At 64.4% G+C, this 17180-nt stretch carries 19 protein-coding genes; 10 read left to right on the forward strand and 9 right to left on the reverse strand.

Annotated features, from left to right (window positions below):
- Window positions 1–21 precede the first annotated feature (21 nt).
- The 5 genes from AADJ02_RS04000 to AADJ02_RS04020 are packed head-to-tail and all read left to right on the forward strand — an operon-like array spanning window position 22 to window position 3821.
- Entirely contained in the window at window positions 22–1758 is a 1737-nt protein-coding gene (locus AADJ02_RS04000) for a sensor N-terminal transmembrane domain-containing protein (protein WP_341211694.1), read from the forward strand.
- On the forward strand, window positions 1755–2189 hold the full coding sequence (locus AADJ02_RS04005; RefSeq protein ID WP_341211826.1) for an HPr kinase/phosphatase C-terminal domain-containing protein: 435 nt from the start codon (window positions 1755–1757) through the stop codon (window positions 2187–2189). Before AADJ02_RS04000 ends, AADJ02_RS04005 begins: the two co-directional genes overlap by 4 nt.
- Window positions 2186–3136, forward strand: a complete 951-nt coding sequence (gene rapZ / locus AADJ02_RS04010) for an RNase adapter RapZ (RefSeq protein ID WP_341211695.1) — start codon at window positions 2186–2188, stop codon at window positions 3134–3136. The genes AADJ02_RS04005 and rapZ overlap by 4 nt, the downstream gene beginning before the upstream one ends.
- Window positions 3133–3552 carry a PTS fructose transporter subunit IIA gene (locus tag AADJ02_RS04015; RefSeq protein WP_341211696.1) on the forward strand — a complete coding sequence of 140 codons (420 nt, stop codon included), beginning with the start codon at window positions 3133–3135 and terminating at the stop codon, window positions 3550–3552. The genes rapZ and AADJ02_RS04015 overlap by 4 nt, the downstream gene beginning before the upstream one ends.
- Window positions 3549–3821, forward strand: a complete 273-nt coding sequence (locus tag AADJ02_RS04020; RefSeq protein ID WP_341211697.1) for an HPr family phosphocarrier protein — start codon at window positions 3549–3551, stop codon at window positions 3819–3821. Before AADJ02_RS04015 ends, AADJ02_RS04020 begins: the two co-directional genes overlap by 4 nt.
- Before the next feature lie 414 nt (window positions 3822–4235).
- Here AADJ02_RS04020 and AADJ02_RS04025 read toward each other — a convergent pair whose 3' ends face one another.
- From AADJ02_RS04025 to AADJ02_RS04040, 4 genes are all read right to left on the reverse strand, one after another.
- Window positions 4236–5525: a PQQ-dependent sugar dehydrogenase gene (locus AADJ02_RS04025; protein ID WP_341211698.1), complete on the reverse strand. Its 1290-nt coding sequence runs from the start codon at window positions 5523–5525 to the stop codon at window positions 4236–4238.
- 156 nt (window positions 5526–5681) lie between these two features.
- Window positions 5682–6119: a c-type cytochrome gene (locus tag AADJ02_RS04030; protein ID WP_341211699.1), complete on the reverse strand. Its 438-nt coding sequence runs from the start codon at window positions 6117–6119 to the stop codon at window positions 5682–5684.
- A gap of 514 nt (window positions 6120–6633) precedes the next feature.
- Window positions 6634–7143 carry a hypothetical protein gene (locus tag AADJ02_RS04035; RefSeq protein ID WP_341211700.1) on the reverse strand — a complete coding sequence of 170 codons (510 nt, stop codon included), beginning with the start codon at window positions 7141–7143 and terminating at the stop codon, window positions 6634–6636.
- 806 nt (window positions 7144–7949) lie between these two features.
- The gene (locus tag AADJ02_RS04040; RefSeq protein WP_341211701.1) at window positions 7950–8921 is read right to left on the reverse strand and encodes a sodium-dependent bicarbonate transport family permease; all 972 of its coding nucleotides are present in this window, start codon (window positions 8919–8921) and stop codon (window positions 7950–7952) included.
- Window positions 8922–9014: 93 nt separating this feature from the next.
- Between AADJ02_RS04040 and AADJ02_RS04045 the strand changes: the two genes are divergently transcribed.
- Window positions 9015–9929 carry a LysR substrate-binding domain-containing protein gene (locus AADJ02_RS04045; protein ID WP_341211702.1) on the forward strand — a complete coding sequence of 305 codons (915 nt, stop codon included), beginning with the start codon at window positions 9015–9017 and terminating at the stop codon, window positions 9927–9929.
- 428 nt (window positions 9930–10357) lie between these two features.
- Here the strand turns inward: AADJ02_RS04045 and AADJ02_RS04050 are convergent, their stop codons facing one another.
- Window positions 10358–11233: a 3-hydroxybutyryl-CoA dehydrogenase gene (locus AADJ02_RS04050; RefSeq protein ID WP_341211703.1), complete on the reverse strand. Its 876-nt coding sequence runs from the start codon at window positions 11231–11233 to the stop codon at window positions 10358–10360.
- Between the two features lie 134 nt (window positions 11234–11367).
- Between AADJ02_RS04050 and AADJ02_RS04055 the strand changes: the two genes are divergently transcribed.
- Window positions 11368–12117: a DUF6473 family protein gene (locus AADJ02_RS04055; protein WP_341211704.1), complete on the forward strand. Its 750-nt coding sequence runs from the start codon at window positions 11368–11370 to the stop codon at window positions 12115–12117.
- Window positions 12118–12222: 105 nt separating this feature from the next.
- Here AADJ02_RS04055 and AADJ02_RS04060 read toward each other — a convergent pair whose 3' ends face one another.
- The 4 genes from AADJ02_RS04060 to AADJ02_RS04075 form a co-directional block, all read right to left on the reverse strand.
- Window positions 12223–13149 (reverse strand): FAD-binding protein, encoded by a 927-nt coding sequence (locus AADJ02_RS04060; RefSeq protein ID WP_341211705.1) that lies wholly within the window; start codon window positions 13147–13149, stop codon window positions 12223–12225.
- The gene (locus tag AADJ02_RS04065; RefSeq protein ID WP_341211706.1) at window positions 13149–13907 is read right to left on the reverse strand and encodes an electron transfer flavoprotein subunit beta/FixA family protein; all 759 of its coding nucleotides are present in this window, start codon (window positions 13905–13907) and stop codon (window positions 13149–13151) included. The genes AADJ02_RS04060 and AADJ02_RS04065 overlap by 1 nt, the downstream gene beginning before the upstream one ends.
- A gap of 147 nt (window positions 13908–14054) precedes the next feature.
- A complete protein-coding gene (locus AADJ02_RS04070) occupies window positions 14055–15032 on the reverse strand; it encodes an NAD(P)H-quinone oxidoreductase (protein ID WP_341211707.1) in 978 nt (325 codons plus the stop codon).
- Window positions 15029–15754 carry a COQ9 family protein gene (locus AADJ02_RS04075; RefSeq protein WP_341211708.1) on the reverse strand — a complete coding sequence of 242 codons (726 nt, stop codon included), beginning with the start codon at window positions 15752–15754 and terminating at the stop codon, window positions 15029–15031. The genes AADJ02_RS04070 and AADJ02_RS04075 overlap by 4 nt, the downstream gene beginning before the upstream one ends.
- A gap of 104 nt (window positions 15755–15858) precedes the next feature.
- Between AADJ02_RS04075 and rpsU the strand changes: the two genes are divergently transcribed.
- From rpsU to AADJ02_RS04090, 3 genes are all read left to right on the forward strand, one after another.
- The gene (rpsU, locus tag AADJ02_RS04080; RefSeq protein ID WP_007255353.1) at window positions 15859–16065 is read left to right on the forward strand and encodes a 30S ribosomal protein S21; all 207 of its coding nucleotides are present in this window, start codon (window positions 15859–15861) and stop codon (window positions 16063–16065) included.
- 120 nt (window positions 16066–16185) lie between these two features.
- Window positions 16186–16500 (forward strand): hypothetical protein, encoded by a 315-nt coding sequence (locus AADJ02_RS04085; protein ID WP_341211709.1) that lies wholly within the window; start codon window positions 16186–16188, stop codon window positions 16498–16500.
- A gap of 94 nt (window positions 16501–16594) precedes the next feature.
- Complete coding sequence (locus tag AADJ02_RS04090) at window positions 16595–17125, forward strand: peroxiredoxin-like family protein (RefSeq protein ID WP_341211710.1); 531 nt, start codon at window positions 16595–16597, stop codon at window positions 17123–17125.
- Window positions 17126–17180: the final 55 nt, after the last annotated feature.

Raw genomic sequence — 17180 nt, forward strand, 5'->3', positions numbered from 1 at the left:
CCGCCGGAGGATGAACCCCGCATGACCGCCGCCCCCAAAATCGACGTGAGGGATCTCAACTCGGTCCGCCGCGCCGCCCGCGGCGGGGAGGGCGAGCCGCGCGAGCGGGTGGTTCTGGGCGACGACTGGGTCACGCCACAGAACGCCGACCAACCGCGTCGCCGCCGCCGGCTGGTGCAGCTCAACCGTTCGCCGCTGGCGCGCAAGATCATCACCTTCAACCTGATCGCGCTGCTGCTCCTAGTGGCGGGGATGCTCTATTTCACCCCCTCGCGCGACAACCTCGCCTTCCAGCGCGCCTCGTCACTGGTAAGTCAGGCCGAGTTGGTGGCGGATCTGTTCGAGGTGCAGCTGCCCGTCGGCGGGCCCGTGAACCTGATCACCGGCGACGGCATCGACGTGCAGACGAGCCTCGCCGCGCTCGATCTGCGCGATGGCATCGAGCTGCGGGTCTATGATCCCTCGGGCCGGCTCGTGGGCGAAACCGCCGCGACCGGGCGCGAAGCGGTGAGCGGCCTCGATCTGGGTCAGGGCGGCACGCTGCTCACCGATCTTCTCAATTCCGGCTGGGAGGCGCTGGCGGGGCTGTTGTCGCCCCAAGGTACCGCCCCCCCCGCCTTCGGCACCGCCGACGCGGCGCGCGCGCTGGTCTCGCCCGCCCTCACCGGCGGCACTGCGGTGCAGACCCGCACCGACGCGCAGGGCCGCACGATCTTTGCCGTCGCGACCCCGATCCAGCAGGGCCGCCGCGCCGTGGGCGTGGTGGCGATCACCTCCGCGGCGGGCGAAATCGACGGGCTGGTGCGCCGCGAGCGCGAGCAGGTGCTGCAGATGTTCGTGGTCGGCATCCTCGTGTCGATCGGCCTGAGCCTCGTGCTCGCCTCGACCATCGCCAACCCGCTTTCCGAGCTGGCCGCGGCCGCCGAAACAGGGCGCGACCGCAACGCCCGCAAGTTCGCCCCTACCCGCGTGCGCATCCCCGACCTGACCGCGCGCCCCGACGAGATCGGCCGCCTATCGGCGGCGCTGCGCGGCATGGTCGCGGCACTCTATGACCGGATCGAGGGCAACGAACAGTTCGCCGCCGATGTGGCGCATGAGATCAAGAACCCGCTCGCCTCGCTGCGTTCGGCCGTGGGCAGCCTGCGCATCGTCAAGCGCGAGGATCACCGCGAGAAGCTGCTCGACGTCATTGAACACGATGTGCGTCGTCTCGATCGGCTGGTGTCGGACATCTCCAACGCCTCGCGGCTCGACGCCGAGCTGGTCAAGGAGGAGGAAGAAGGGTTCGACCTGCTCAAGATGCTGTCGAACCTCAACGACTTCCTTGGTCGCGAAGCCGCGCTCAAGGGCATCGACTTCATCGCCGACCTGCCATCGCGACCGATCCTGATTCAGGGCCTCGAAGGGCGTCTGGCGCAGGTCTTCGTGAACCTGATCACCAACGCGGTCTCGTTCTGCGAGGATGGCGACGCGATCCGCATCTGGGCGCGTCAGCGCGAGAACCGCGTGCTCGTAGTGGTCGAAGACACCGGCCCCGGCATCCCCGAAGAGGCGCTGACCAAGATCTTTCAGCGTTTCTATTCCGAGCGCCCCGAACAGCAGTTCGGCAACAACTCCGGCCTCGGCCTCGCCATCTCCAAGCAGATCGTCGAGGCGCATGGCGGCGTGATCTGGGCCGAGAACATCCGTCCCACCGAGGCCGATCCCACCTCCGAGCCACTGGGCGCGCGCTTTGTCGTGGGCCTGCCGGTCTGACACGCCAGCCGCCGCTCACTCTCCATGCCAGCTGCGTGGCATGGCGGGGGCGCGGGGTCCTGATCTCCGGCCCCTCGGGCAGCGGCAAGTCGACGCTGGCGCTGGCGCTGATGGCTTTGGGCTGTGATCTGGTGGCCGACGACCGCACCCATCTGGCCCCTGCCCCGCAGGGGGGACTCTGGGCAAGCTGCCCCGCCGTCATCGCCGGGTTGATCGAGGCGCGCGGCGTCGGGCTGCTCTCGGCAGTCCCCTGTGGACCGGTACGGCTCTGTCTTGCGGTGAAGCGCGGCACGCCCGAGACGGCACGTCTTCCGCCGGAACGTCGCGTCACGTATCTGGGATGTTCGCTCCCCTTGCTTCACGATATCGATACGGGCCATTTCGCGCCTGCGATCCTGCAGTATCTGAAGGCAGGACGGAGAGAACCATGATACCCGACCCTGCCCTTGCCAACACCACCCCCCGCACCGCCGCTGACGACGGTCGTCAATGCGTCGTGCTCGTTACCGGCCCCTCAGGGGCCGGGCGCACGACCGCGATCAACGTGCTCGAAGATCTCGGCCACGAGGTGATCGACAACCTGCCGCTGTCGCTCTTGGGGCGCCTGCTCGACGGGCCGCCGCTGTCACAGCCGCTGGCGCTGGGGCTCGACGTGCGCAATCGCGACTTCACGACCGATGCGCTGATCGACGCGATCGACCGGTTGGCCAAGCGGACGGAGCTGCGGCTGCAGGTGCTCTATATCGACTGCGACGAGGACGAGCTGGTGCGCCGCTACTCCGAAACGCGACGCCGCCATCCTCTCGCCCCTGCCGACAGCCCCTTGGCCGGCATCGCCCGCGAGCGCGAGCTTCTGGTGCCGGTGCGCGCGCGGGCCGACGTGCTTCTCGACAGCTCGGGCCTGTCGCCCCATGACCTGCGCGCCGAGATCGAACGCTGGTTCGCGCCACCCGAGGGACGCACGCTGGCGGTGACGATCCAGAGTTTCTCGTACAAGCGCGGTCTGCCACGCGGGCTCGATCTCGTCATCGACTGCCGTTTTCTGAGCAACCCGCATTGGGAGCCGGCGCTGCGCCCGCTCGACGGGCGCGACGCGGAGGTCGATGCCTATGTGGCGAGCGATCCGCGCTTTGACGGCTTCTTCACCTCGATGTGCGACTTTGTGGTGCCGCTGCTTCCAGCCTATCACGCCGAGGGCAAGACGCATCTGTCGATCGGTTTCGGTTGTACCGGCGGGCAACACCGTTCGGTCGCCGTGACCGAGCGGTTGGCCAAGGCCCTTGCGAAGGAGGGATGGCAGGTGTCTAAACGTCACAGGGAGCTGGAACGCCGGGCCGGGACGGGTGTCTCGTCGGCCGCACGGGGACAAGTCGCGTGATCGGAATCGTCATCGTGGCCCATGGGGGCCTCGCACGCGAATACCTCGCGGCCGTGGAACATGTCGTGGGCCAGCAGGTCGGCGTCATGGCCATCACCATCCTGCCGGACGACGACCGCGCCGCCAAGCAAGAAGAGATCTGCATCGCCGCCGATAGCGTCGACATGGGCGACGGCGTGGTGATCGTGACCGACATGTTCGGCGGCTCGCCCTCGAACCTGTCGCTCAGGGCCTGCTCGGTCTCGGATCGCCGAATCCTTTACGGCGCCAACCTCCCCATGCTCATCAAGCTTGCCAAGTCGCGCGGCAAGACCGTCCCCGAGGCGGTGCGCGCGGCGCTCACGGCTGGCCGCAAATACATCGACAGCCTCATCGTCGATGCGGGGCTGCAGACGGAGACACGTACCGGAACATGACGACCAAGAAACGCCTGCAGATCATCAACGTGAAAGGGCTTCACGCCCGCGCCTCTGCCAAGCTCGCCGAGACCGTCGAATCCTTCGACGCCGAAGCGACCGTCAGCCGGGACGGTCTTTCGACCACCGGCGACAGCATCATGGGCCTCCTCATGCTCGCCGCCTCGCGCGGCACTTGGATCGAAGTTGAAACCTCGGGCGCCGAGGCCGAACGTCTCGCCGACGCGATCGAGACCCTCGTTTCCGACTGTTTCGGCGAAGGGGGCTGAGGCCCTGAGCTGACCCGCTCTCGCATGACGGATCGATCACGCTTCAAGGCGGCGCTGCGCAGGCGGAGCTCGCTGTTGGTCTGGGTCAGCTCCGAGACGCTCCAGCATGGCGGAAAGAGCGGCAAGCGTGGGCGGCCGGATCAGCTCGGCCAGCCGAAACCTATTAGGCCGCCAAGAGCCATACCGCATCGTGGGACACGATCAATGAGAGCGGAAAGCAGGCGTTCGCTTGGGAACGTACCCAGTTCTGCTCTGGCCGTTTGATACAGACAGCAGGCTTGTTGACTACCATGGTGCTGTCCACCGCGTGTGACGGTCTACCCTATCGCAAGCAAGGCCCCCTGGCTGAAGTCTGATACGAAACGTGCCGCCCGATTGGGCGGCACGTCATACGTTCCTTTCGGATTGCCAAGATCAGTTCGGCGTCAGTTTGTGGATCATGCCTTCGTCCACAGCGGTGTAGAGACTGCCATTCGGCCCCAGGACGACCGAGCGGAAGCGACCGGCATCCATCGGCAGGGTCATTTCCGTGACATCGACCACTGCCATGTCCTCATCGAGTTCGACCACGTCGATCCGTTGGCCGATCGGCGTTCCACCAAAACCGATGCCCATCACGCCGACGACCATGGCGCCGTCCCAGTCGCCCCATTGTTCGCCCGTCAGGAACGCGGCGGAGGAAGAGCCCTGCGACCAACCATTGTTGTCCCAGATTGGCGGCATGGCATCGGGGTAGGTTTCGAAATCGGTCATCGGCATGAAGGCGGCCCGCTCATAGCGGTTCATGCCCTCCATCTGGTTCGGACTGTAACCGCAGTAATCATCGGGACAGTCTTCGCGACCGGCCATGTTCGGCCGCGGGTCCCAACCACCATTGCCACCATTTTCGAGCACGGTGATCTCATCCGAATGCCAGGGTCCGTGCTCGACGACGATCGGCGTGTTGTTCTCGGGGTGGAAGGCGATGCCCTGCACGTTGCGGTGGCCGTAGGTGTAGGTGCGTTTGTCAAAGCCCTCGGGCGGGTTATTGTCCGGAGCCGCGTTGCCATCCGTGTCGATGCGAAGCACCTTGCTTCCCATCAGCGTCGGGCTTTGAGGGATCTCCTCGTTATGGTTGTCGCCGGTCGTCAGGTAGAGGAACCCGTCCCCTGGATTGAAACGAACGCGACCTCCGTTATGCGCACCCGGCCCGCCGAAAGGATGGTCACTGGCCTCCATCTTGTAGGGCACATCCTCGACGATGTCGGTGCGATCCGAAACGCCGGTGAAGTCTTCGTTCACGACCAGCCGCATCAGCCTGTTGGTATGCGGGTCCGACATATTGGACGTGGAGTAGACGTAGATGCGTCGATTCTCCGAAAAGTTCGGGTCGACCGCGACGCCCATCATACCAGCCTGACCTTCGCAGAACAGGTCATCCTCGGTGGCGGGGTAACCTTCCGCCCCACCCATCCCGAGGAGGGCGTTGACGTCGCCAGAGGGCATTCGGACGGAAAGGCCCTTGCATTTTTCGGTGAAGAACATCGTCTCGTCATCGAGAAACGCCATGTCCCATGGATTTTCGAGATCCGAAAGTACGACCTCGTGCTGAAGGCTGCTGGTATTGGATCCGACCTCGGCGACCGCAGCGCCGCCTGTAGCCAGCGTACCCGCGGCCAAGGCCAGCAGCCAAGTCGCTGTGCTCGAACGTAGTGATGTTGTCATGTTCTCTCCTCCCAGAGCAATCTCAACGAAACAGTTATTGACTTGGAGTCAATGATAACGAAATAAATGCAGCTCCATGTCGAACAGTGAAGGCAATGCCTTGGCATACCCTCATGCCGCCTGAAGATCAGTCACCCATGATTACCTTGATCCCAATTACTCGAAAGTCTCCGAAATATAGATTGCGAGACTTGCGATATCTTCGTCGGAAAGGTCGGCGGCCATCGGTGCCATGAGTGCCGTGTTCGGTCCAACCTTTTCCCCCGCGCGGTATGTGGTCAGGCGCTCTACGAGATACTCCGCCTCATGACCGGCGAGCTTTGGAAAACTGGCCATACCTTTGGCTTTCGGGCCGTGGCAGTTCTTGCAAGTATCTTTATAAAGCTCTTCGCCTATAGCGATGTCGCCTATGACCTCCGCGTTTTCCAACGTGTCGGCACTGGAGCTCTCCACGTTATCAGCGCCATCGCTTTTGTCAGAGACGTCTTCAACCTTATCGGTCTCACTGGAAACCGTATCAGCCGTTTCCGCGTCTTTTCCTGTCTTGTAATTACTGCCTTCAGCCAACAAGGGCGAGCCAATCAGCATCATCATGCCAACAAGACTAGTTATAATTTTCTGATGCATGTGAATCTCAATAGTTTCATGTCCTGCGAAACAAGATGTTCTGCGAGTGGAACGTGGGGCAATGTCTGTGCAGGTCTCAGGTTCGCCGATTTCAAACTCCATCATCCATGAAAGAACCAGAAGCAGGCAAGGAGTATATTTTGTTGTCGGCAGGCCATTTCGGCTTACGTATCAATATTCCGCATGAAGACTTATGCTGCGCGGCAGCATTGTCGTTCTGATCATTTTAGGTCCCCTCCGGCGCAACGTAGGACGCGCCGGCAGCGGTAGATCCCTGTCCGCTCGACCTGCTCTTTGTCAGGGGCAAGGACGGCATCAGGTACCTACTCAACGCATGTCCAGGCGGTATGAAGGACCCGATCAAGGTGCTCAGGCAGCCGTGACGACCACGGCGTTGCAACAAGGTGCCGCGCCAACGGAAAGAGAGAGAGGCACCGCCTGCTCGGAGACCAACCCCGGCTGGCCGGCTGTCTTGTATCGCTCAGTGCCCAGAATTGAGCTGCCGGCAGGCCATGACCGCCCGGTTGTCGATGGAGGTCCTCAGGGCAGGCTCCAAGAGGAGCGGGAGCTGTTCTTCGAAGAACTCTCTCATACCGCTCATCGATCCAGGCATGTCGATCTCCAAGACGACGTCGCTGACCGCTATGAAGGTCTCTCCCACGGTGCAGGTGGTAAGATCGATCGCCACCCGTGCGTCGATTCCTGCACTTATGAAGCCAGAGCCTAGCGCATTTGCTGAGGTCTCGCATGCAAGGCTTCCGACAAGGCTTGCAGTCATGTCGTCACCTTCGATGACCAACGACGCCTTCTCGACACTGACCGAGCGCAGTCGGTCCACCCCGATCTTCATCCCCATCAGTTCCGTAGATGCACTTGCGCATGGGTTTGCGTTGATGACCCACCCCTCTAGAACCGTGGGATGCGCGCCCTGCTGGGCCAAAGTCGGGTCGGCAGCGAATAGAACGAGCAAGCCCAAGCCGCGGTACCACATGCTAACTCCTGCGTTGTCGCATCAAGCCTAGCACGAGCGGCGAGAGCGGAAACTGCTCATTGAAGCCGCACGGACCGCACCGCGAATGGCGGCCCCGGCCAGTCGATGCCCTTCTTCAGGGGGCCATAGCGGCGAGAGCGACCACCAGTCGGCCGATCGGTTTGGGCTCAAGGCGGTCAATCGCGACTGATCGCCGCGCAGTTGCTGACGCCCCTACTCGCCCCGCCAGAAGGATGAGCGGCAATGGATTCGGGAAAAGGTGGAGAACCCTCTGCCCGGAGAGCGCGAAGCCGCATCCTTCGAGATGAGGTCTTGATGAAGTGCGCAACGATAGGCCGAGCCCGTCAGGGCCACCAGTAGGTGCAGGTGAAGTGGCGCATGATAGCCCTGCCTCGGATATTCACAGGACAGTGCGCCCCTGATCCGACTGGAGACCCCGGACAGGTTCGGGAGGGTCGAGTGACGTCCGGACGGCGAGGCGGCAGTGTCGGGGTCCGGGACGTCGGCCCCGGAGAATGGTAGCTTGATCGCTCAAGCCCTAAGCGGCGACGGCGCGGACCACCGAGTAAGTAGAGCCCCCTGCGCAGCTATAGCTGGCGCAGGTTCTCCCTGTTCCACCGTCTCCGGAGGGAACGACCGATTCGTTGGGCGAACGAGGCATCACGATCGGTCAAAAGGAACGGGCATCCTAGGACAGCATGATCTCAAGGGGTGCAACGCCGATGTTCGCTGCACTGGCTGCGCACTTCGGTATTACGCAGGACGCGGACGCGGGGATGAGAGATCGGCGGGCCGCCCTGTAAAACTCACGTCCCGAAGCTGGCCAGCCAGAGGTAGAACGGCAGGCCCACCGTGATGTTGAAAGGGAAGGTCACACCCAGCGACAGCGTCAGGTAGATCCCCGCCTCTGCCTTTGGCAGCGCGATCCGCATCGCCGCCGGTACCGCGATGTAGGAGGCGGAGGCGGCAAGGACTATCAGCAGGAACAGGCTGCCGGTCTGCAATCCGATCGTTGATCCGACCGTCCAGCCCAGCAGCGCGCCGGTGATCGGCATCAGCAGTCCGAAGGAGAACAGGCCCGGGTTCAGCATGTGCCGGTTGGCCGACAGGCTGCGACCGGCAGAGATCCCCATGTCGAGCAGGAACAGGCACAGGATGCCGACGAAGGGCGTGACGACGAAGGGGGCGATCATCTGCATGCCCTTGTCCTGCGTGACGGCCCCGATCACGAAGGCTCCCGAGAGCAGCATCACCGATCCATTGGCAAACAACTCGCGTGCCGGAACGCTGCTGGTGGTCTGATCGCCGGAATACCGATGCGCGATCCACAGCGCCGAAAGGATCGCCGGGACCTCCATGCTGGCGGCCACCGCCACCATGTAGCCGTCGAACGCGATGCCGGAGAGCTCGAGTAGGCTGGACGCCGCGACGAAGGTCACGATCGAGATCGACCCATAGTGTCCTGCCACCGCCGCCGCGTTCATCGCATCGAGCCGTGTCATGACCCGCAGCAGCACGAAAGCCAGAAACGGGATCAGGAAAGACAGGAGCAGGCCGGCCAGAAGGGCGACCAGCAGCTCGCCGCGCACACCGTGCTCCGCCAGGCTGTGACCGCCTTTGAAGCCGATCGCCAGAAGCAGGTAGAGCGACATGAACTTGGCCGCGCCCTCCGGAATGGAGAGGTCGCTGCGCACCAAGGCCGCGATCAGACCAAGCACGAAAAACAGGATCGTGGGCACCATGAGGTTGCCCGTAAGGGTGTCGAACACGGCAGGCATTTACGAACTCCATTCAGCTTCGCTTCCCTTGCCGCAAATCCACCCATAGCTTAAATACTTTCTACAGGATGATCATATAGCTTGTGGTTATGAATGAGACCCACGTTTCGTCAGCTGGAATACATTGTCGCGGTGCATCAACTCGGCAGCTTTAGCTTGGCCGCAGACACGCTGCACGTCAGCCAGCCAAGCCTTTCGAACCAGATCGCCGCGGTGGAAAGCGACCTTGGAGTGCGGCTGTTCAAGCGGGGGCGCGGCGGGACTCAGGCGACGGCGAAGGGCCTCGAATTCGTTCACCGGGCGCGCCGCATCCTGGCAGAGGTGGAGAACCTGCGCAGCGTCATGACCTCCGCCCTGCCCTTCGGCGGGCGGCTGAGGCTCGGTGTCCTGCCGTCGATCGGCCCCTACCTTCTGCCGCAAGTGATGCAGTCGTTGCACCGCGATCAACCCGACCTGCGCGTCGTCGTGCGCGAGGAAAACACCCTGAGCCTCGACGAGGGCATCCGAAACGGACGTTTCGACGCCATCATCTCCACCCCCGAAGATCACCCCAACACCTGGCAACAGCCCCTGTTCACGGAGACGCTGTGGGTGGCGGTGACGACGGATCACCCCATTGCCTCCCTCGACCGGGTCGGTGCCGCCGATCTGACCGGGCAGCGTCTCCTGACGCTGGACACGGGGCACCGACTGGCGCGTATCGTCTATGGCCTCGCGGGCCTGAGCGGGGGCATCGTGTCCGATGACTACGAAGGCACAAGCCTCGACTCCATCCTGCTGATGGCCGCGACCGGTGCCGGGGTCGCGGTATTGCCCGACCTCTTCGCCCGCCGCCAAGCTATCCACCGGAAGGAAGTCGTGGTCAGGCCGCTCGACATGCCGGACGCGAACAGGGGTATCAGCCTGTTGTTCTCGAATGATCAGCCAACCGATGAAAGCCGCGAGCGTCTGGCCGCCGCGATACGAAGTGCGGCAAGGTCGCTCGATCTGGACGTATCCGATGCGTGACATGCCTCAAGGCTGCAAGGCGCCGCGGTATCGAGAGGGGGACGACAGCAGGGAGCGACCGCACTCCGCCCAACCCTGCCCAGCAGATGGGCCGGTCATTCGCACTCGCCTGCCAGTTCCCTGCACCACAGAGTCCGACCATGTCCGACCTAAGCTTCACCGTCCTGATAGGCAGGGCCGGTGGGTGAGCCTCTCTACCACGGGTCGCTCGTATTCCTCCACGCCCTCGGCCAGCTCTTCCCTCTTCAGGTCGTAGCGCCGTGCCTTGATCTGCTCAAACTCCTGCGGCAAATCAAGATCGACGATAAAGCAAAGCCCGCTTCCGGCAGACGTCGCACCGCCAGCTGAACTTCGCCCTCCCTTTTGGGCGAGCCATCAGGCCGACATTTAACGATCGGGCAGCAGCCCCCTCCCCCGTCCCGGCCCGATCAGCGCGTCGGCACAGGTGTTTCGCCCCGGTAGTCGTAAAACCCGCGCTTGGTCTTGCGCCCAAGCCAGCCCGCTTCGACGTATTTCGTCAGCAGGGGACAGGGCCGGTACTTCGTATCCGCCAGTCCGTCGTGCAGCACGTTCATGATGGCGAGACAGGTGTCGAGCCCGATGAAATCGGCCAACTCCAGCGGCCCCATCGGATGATTCGCGCCGAGCTTGAGCGAGGTGTCGATGGACGACACAGAGCCCACGCCTTCGTAGAGCGTATAGACTGCCTCGTTGATCATCGGCATCAGGATGCGGTTGACGATGAAGGCCGGAAAATCTTCGGAGGTCGCGGCGGTCTTGCCAAGCCGGTCCACCACGTCGAAGCAGGCGCGAAAGGTCTCCTCGTCGGTGGCGATGCCACGGATCAGTTCCACCAGCTGCATCACCGGCACCGGGTTCATGAAGTGAAACCCCATGAATTTCTCGGGGCGGTCGGTGCGAGAGGCGAGCCGCGTGATCGAGATCGACGAGGTGTTCGAGGTCAGGATCGTGTGCGGCGCGAGATGCGGCACCAGCTCTTCGAAGATCGCGGTCTTCACGGCTTCGCGCTCGGTCGCGGCCTCGATGATGAGGTCGCAAGGGCCCAGATCGGTGAGGGTCGGCGTCGTTGAAATGCGGCCCATCGCGGCAGACTTCTCCGCCTCCGAAACCGCCCCCTTCGACACCTGTCGATCAAGGTTGCGCTCGATCAGCGCAACGGCCCGGTCGAGCGCCTCGGTGCTCACGTCGGTCATCACGACTTCATAGCCTGCAAGCGAAAACACATGGGCGATGCCATTGCCCATTTGCCCCGCGCCCACGATGCCCACCCGTTCGATCGTCATTGTCCGCCATCCCTGTCCTGTTTGGCGCAGCATAGGTCCGCCCCCGCCCCGGTCACAAGGGCAGCGAGACCCTTAGCGGTATCTCAAGGCTTTCATGGTCTGATCGTCGGCGGGAAAATGGGTGAGAGTGTGCAATGAAGCATGACAAAACCGGTCTGCTGACCGGCGATATCGCGCGTGTGTGTTATGAAGGATCGCGGCTTGAGGTGCGGGGGCCGGAGCGCACCCTGTCGGGACGTTATCTCGCCTGCCTCGGCGGCACCGAAACTTTTGGGCCGGGGATGTCCGCCCCCTTTGCAACCCTGCTCGAAGAACGGATGGGACGGGAATGCGTTAACTTGGGCACGCTCAACGCGGGTGCCGGGGCGCATCTGGGCGATCCGGCCCTGCTAGAGATCTGCAACGGCGCCGAACGGGTGGTGTTGCAGGTCACGGGCGCGCAGGGGGTGTCGAACCGGCTCTACACGGTGCACCCCCGCCGCAACGACCGCTTCCTGAAAGCGTCTGCGACGCTCCGGGCGTTCTATCCGGATGTCGACTTCACCGAGTTCTGCTTCGTGCGCCACATGCTGTCGTCCCTGCAAGACCTGTGCCCCGAACGGTTCGAGACCCTGCGCAAGGAGTTGCACACCGCGTGGACGATGCGGATGCGCAAGCTGATCAGCTGCCTCACGGTCCCGGTGACGCTGGTGGTCCTGCCGGAGCGGCGGGGCGACGGTCGGTTGGGGGATGACCCGCTGTTCGTCACAAGCGAAATGGTCGAGGCGCTGCGACCCATCGTGAACGACATCGTCACAGCGCCCAGCTCCCACCTGTCCGAAGCCATGCGACATCGGGCAGTCGCGGAAGCGCTCGACGCATCCTTTGCAGATTGCGCGGCCTGATTGCCGATCCCGCGCAGGCCGAAGCGGCCTGAAAGATGCGTATTTCTTGAGTAAAGTGGCCAGCATGCGGCCCGGCGGGGGATGTCCCGCGCCGGGCCGTCCGGATCAGAGCTTTTCGGTCAGCTCGGGCAGCGCGGTGAAGAGATCCGCGACGAGGCCGTAGTCGGCGACCTGGAAGATCGGCGCCTCCTCGTCCTTGTTGATCGCCACGATGACCTTGCTGTCCTTCATCCCCGCGAGGTGCTGGATCGCGCCCGAGATGCCGACCGCGATGTAAAGCGCGGGTGCGACCACCTTGCCGGTCTGGCCGACCTGCCAGTCGTTCGGCGCATAGCCCGAGTCGACCGCCGCGCGGGACGCGCCCACGGCGGCGCCGAGCTTGTCGGCGAGCTTCTCGATCAGCGCGAAGTTTTCCTCCGAGCCGACGCCGCGCCCGCCCGAGACCACGATGCCCGCGCTTGTCAGCTCGGGCCGGTCGCTCTCGGCGAGCTTGTCCTCGACCCAGGCCGACAGGCCCGGATCGGCGGCGGCCGCCACGTCCTCGACCGAAGCCGAGCCGCCCTCACCCGCAGGCTCGAAGCCGGTGGTGCGGATGGTGAAGACGCGGGTCGCGTCGCGCGACTTCACCGTCTGCACCGCGTTGCCGGCATAGACCGGGCGGTCGAACGAGCCGTCCTCGTGGATCGCCATCACGTCGGGGATGATCATCACGTCGAGCAGGGCGGCGACGCGCGGCATGATGTTCTTGGCGTCCGTCGTCGCGGGGGCTGCGATATGCTCGTGCCCCTCGGCGAGGCTTGCGACCAGCGCCGCCACCGGCTCGGCCAGGCGGTGGGAGTAGAGCGCGTCCTCGGCGCAGAGCACCTTTGCCACGCCCGCGATCTTCGCGGCCGCCTGCGCCGCGTCCTTGGCCTTCGCCCCGACGCACAAGAGCGTCACATCGCCAAGCGGCGCCGTGGCGGCGACGGCGCGGGCGGTGGCGTCATGGTTCAGCTCGCCGTCGGTGACCTCGGCCAGAAGCAACACGCTCATCACACCACCCCCAGATCTTTGAGTTTCTCGACCAGATCATCGACCGAGCCGACCATCATCCCCGCCTTGCGCTCCGGCGGCTCGGCGGTCTTCACCACCTCGAGCCGCGGGCTCACGTCGACGCCGTAATCGGCCGGGGTCTTCTCGTCCAAGGGCTTCTTCTTGGCCTTCATGATGTTGGGCAGCGAGGCATAGCGCGGCTCGTTGAGCCGCAGGTCCACGCTCACGATCGCCGGCAGCTTGACCGAGATGGTCTGCAAGCCGCCGTCGACCTCGCGGGTGACCTGCGCGTGCTCACCGTCGATCTTCACCTCGGAGGCGAAGGTCGCCTGGGACCAGCCCAAGAGCGCCGAGAGCATCTGCCCGGTGGCGTTCATGTCGTTGTCGATCGCCTGCTTGCCGCAGAGCACGAGGCCGGGCTGCTCCTCCTCGACGATACGCGCGAGGATCTTGGCCACCGCCAGCGGCTCGATGTCCTGATCGGGGGCCTCGGCGGCGACCACGAGGATCGCCCGGTCCGCGCCCATCGCCAGCGCCGTGCGCAGGGTCTCCTGCGCCTGCTTCACGCCGATCGAGACGGCGACGATCTCCGAGGCGGTGCCCGCCTCCTTCAGCCGGATCGCCTCCTCGACCGCGATCTCGTCGAACGGGTTCATCGACATCTTCACGTTCGCCAGATCGACGCCCGAGCCGTCCGACTTCACACGCACCTTCACGTTGTAGTCGATCACCCGCTTTACGGGGACGAGAATCTTCATAACCAGCCTCTGCTTTCAGACGTTTGCCCGATTGGTAACGCGCACGTTTCGGCGGCAACAAGACCAAACCGACCATTCGACACAGGGCGACGTCGCGTTACGCGAACGTCAACCTTCACCGCCCCTCCCCAAGGGAGACAGCTCCACTCAGCCGACCTCCAACACGATCTTGCCGATGTGCGCCGAGCTTTCCATCCGCGCATGCGCCGCCGCGGCCTCGGCCAGCGGATAGGTGCTGTCCATTACCGGTGCGATGCGTCCCGCATCGAGCAAAGGCCAGACGTGATCGCGCAGTTCGGCAGCGATGGCGGCCTTGGCGGCGACCGATTGCGGGCGCAGGGTCGAGCCGGTGAGCGTCAGCCGCCGCATCATCAGCGGCGCGAGGTTCAGCTCCACCTTCGCCCCCTGCAGGAAGGCGATCTGCACCAGCCGCCCATCATCGGCGAGCGCCTTGATGTTGCGCGCGACATAGTCGCCGCCGACCATGTCAAGGATCAGATCCGCCCCGCCCTCGGCGCGCAGAACTTCCACGAAATCCGCCTCGCGGTAATTGATCGCCCGCTCCGCGCCGAGGCTCTCGCAGGCGGCGCATTTCTCCGCCGACCCGGCGGTGGCGAAGACCCGCGTGCCGAAGGACCGCGCCAGCTGGATCGCCGTCGTGCCGATGCCGGACGATCCACCATGCACGAGGAACCGCTCGCCCTCCCTCAGCGCACCGCGCATGAAGACGTTGGACCAGACGGTGAAATAGGTCTCGGGCAAGCAGGCAGCCTCCTTGAGACCCATGCCCCGCGGAACCGGCAGGCAATGCGCGGCGGGGGTGGCCACCGCCTGCGCATAGCCACCGCCGGGCGTCAGCGCGCAGACCGCATCGCCCACCGACCAGCCCGTCACCCCGGCACCAAGCGCCGCGACATGCCCGGACACCTCCAGCCCCGGCAGGTCCGAGGCATCGGATGGCGGCGCGTAGGCGCCTGCGCGTTGCAATGCATCGGGGCGGTTCACGCCCGCGAAGGCCACGTCGATCACCACTTCGCCGGGCTTCGGCTTCGGGCGCGGACGGGTGGTCATAGCCAGCACTTCGGGCCCGCCGGGGCGGGATATCTCGACCGCACGCATGCTCATCGGCGGCTGCTCCAATGGCCCGGAAGGTCCATGGGCGGTTTGTGATGCGGCGCGTGTACCCCCGACAGCAGGAACGACAGTGCCCCGGTGAAGGGTTTGAGCAGCACCGAGCTGTTTGCCTTGGCCTTGGCGCTCTCGATGCGCATCACGTCGTCGATGCGCCGGTCGATGAAGGCCCATGTCGCCTGATGATCGAGGCTGTCATCGCCGAGCCAGTAGAGCACCACCGAGGCCCAGACACCCGAAAGCGTCGCGCGCTTGGTGTACCAGTTCACGTCGTCGGAGCTGTCGCCCAGCGCGGTCCAGATCGAATCGGCGGTGCGCCACAGCAGGCGCGAGCCTTCGGCGGCGTGATGCGGCAGCGCGAAAAGCGTGGTGGCCCGGCGCAGCGCCTCCTTGTCGCGCACCGCTTCGATGCGGGTTCGCAGCGCAAAGGCGACGCGGTCGCGGTAGCGCATCTGCCCCAGATCGGCGGCGCGCACCGTCTCGATCATGGCCCGGTCACCGGCGTCGTGCAGCGCAACCGCAAGGTCGATCGCCCCGCGCGGGCACAGCGCATGGGCCTGAGGCAGCGTCATGCCGACCTCGTGAGTGGCGGCGCGAAACGCGGTGTCAGACCAGCCATCGAAGGCGACATGCGGCACGATCGCGTCGAGCAGCCGCGCGATCTCTGCCGCCTCTGGCTGCCCGGTCCCCGGCGCATCGGAATGTGGGTTGGTCATGGCGGTCTCCCTTCCACCCCAGCCTAGACAAGCTGCCGGGGCTTTGCTATATGGCCGCTTCCTGCAATCTTGAAACTCCAGCTTAGAAAGGTGGTGAAAACCACATGCAGGTCAGCGTTCGCGACAACAACGTCGATCAGGCCCTCCGGGCTCTGAAGAAGAAGTTGCAGCGCGAGGGTGTGTTCCGCGAGATGAAGCTCAAGCAACATTTCGAGAAGCCCTCCGAGAAGAAAGCACGCGAGAAGGCCGAGGCCATCCGGCGTCAGCGCAAACTCGCTCGCAAGAAAGCCCAGCGCGAAGGTCTCCTCTGAGATCCTGAAGCAAGGTTTTCGAACGATGAAACCCCCGAGCGACGGCTCCGGGGGTTTTTTCATGGTCGATGCTCTGTGATTCTAGGCTAGACTTCCCGCATGCAGCGAGGGGAGTCGCCGATGAAACCCGTCATCCTGCTTGTGGGCCGCTTGCCCGGCGTGGACGAGACCGTGGCGCGCGAACTTCAGGACATGCCCGTGGAATGGCTGGGCGCGCATGACCGGGACGAGGTGGCGCGCCAGCTCGAAGCCGAGCCGGCCATCGCCTGCGTGGTCATGGGTGCGGGGCTCGACGACCGTATCCGGGGCGAGCTGATCGGCGTGATCGCATCAAGGCGTCCGGATATCACGATCCATCTCAAGGACCGCGCCTCGGGTCCGGGCGGCATGGCAGATTTCGTACGCCGCGTCGTCGCCGCCGAAGTGCTGCGCTGATTCCCGCCTACTCCACATCGCCTCTGCGTGATCGCACCGACCTCGATGCCCGCTCGTGCGTTGGGGCACGGTATTCATCGCACTTGGAGGCTACATGCCCGGCAAACCGATACCCGACGCTGCCCTTCCCGAAATCACCCTGCCCCGCCTTGGTGGCGGCGAGCTGACCCTCGGACGCCCCCTCGAAGGGCGCGACTGGCAGATGGTGGTGGTCTATCGCGGAAAGCATTGCCCGATCTGCCACAAATACGTCTCAGGTCTGGAGCCGCTGCTGCCGAAGTACCACGAGGCCGGGATCGACGTGGTGCTCGTTTCTGCCGACCCCGAGGAAAAGGCCCGCGACTTCGTCGAGGAGACCGGCACCTCGGTCCCCGTGGCTTACGACCTGAGCGTCGCGCAGATGCTCGATCTGGGCCTTTATGTCTCCGAGCCGCGCTCGGCGCAGGAAACTGATCGGCCCTTCGCGGAACCGGCGGTCTTCGTGATCAATGGCGAGGGCAAGGTGCATATCGCCGATATCTCCAACGCTCCCTTCGCGCGTCCCGATCTTGAGGCCCTGCTGAACGGACTCAAGTTCATCCGCGACAAGGATTATCCGATCCGCGGCACCAAGCAGGCCGCCTGACCGAGATCCGATGCTGCTGCACCGGTCGGCGCCGCTCCCCTCACGGGGGGCGGCG

Source organism: uncultured Limimaricola sp., from assembly GCF_964022235.1.
Lineage (GTDB): Bacteria > Pseudomonadota > Alphaproteobacteria > Rhodobacterales > Rhodobacteraceae > Limimaricola.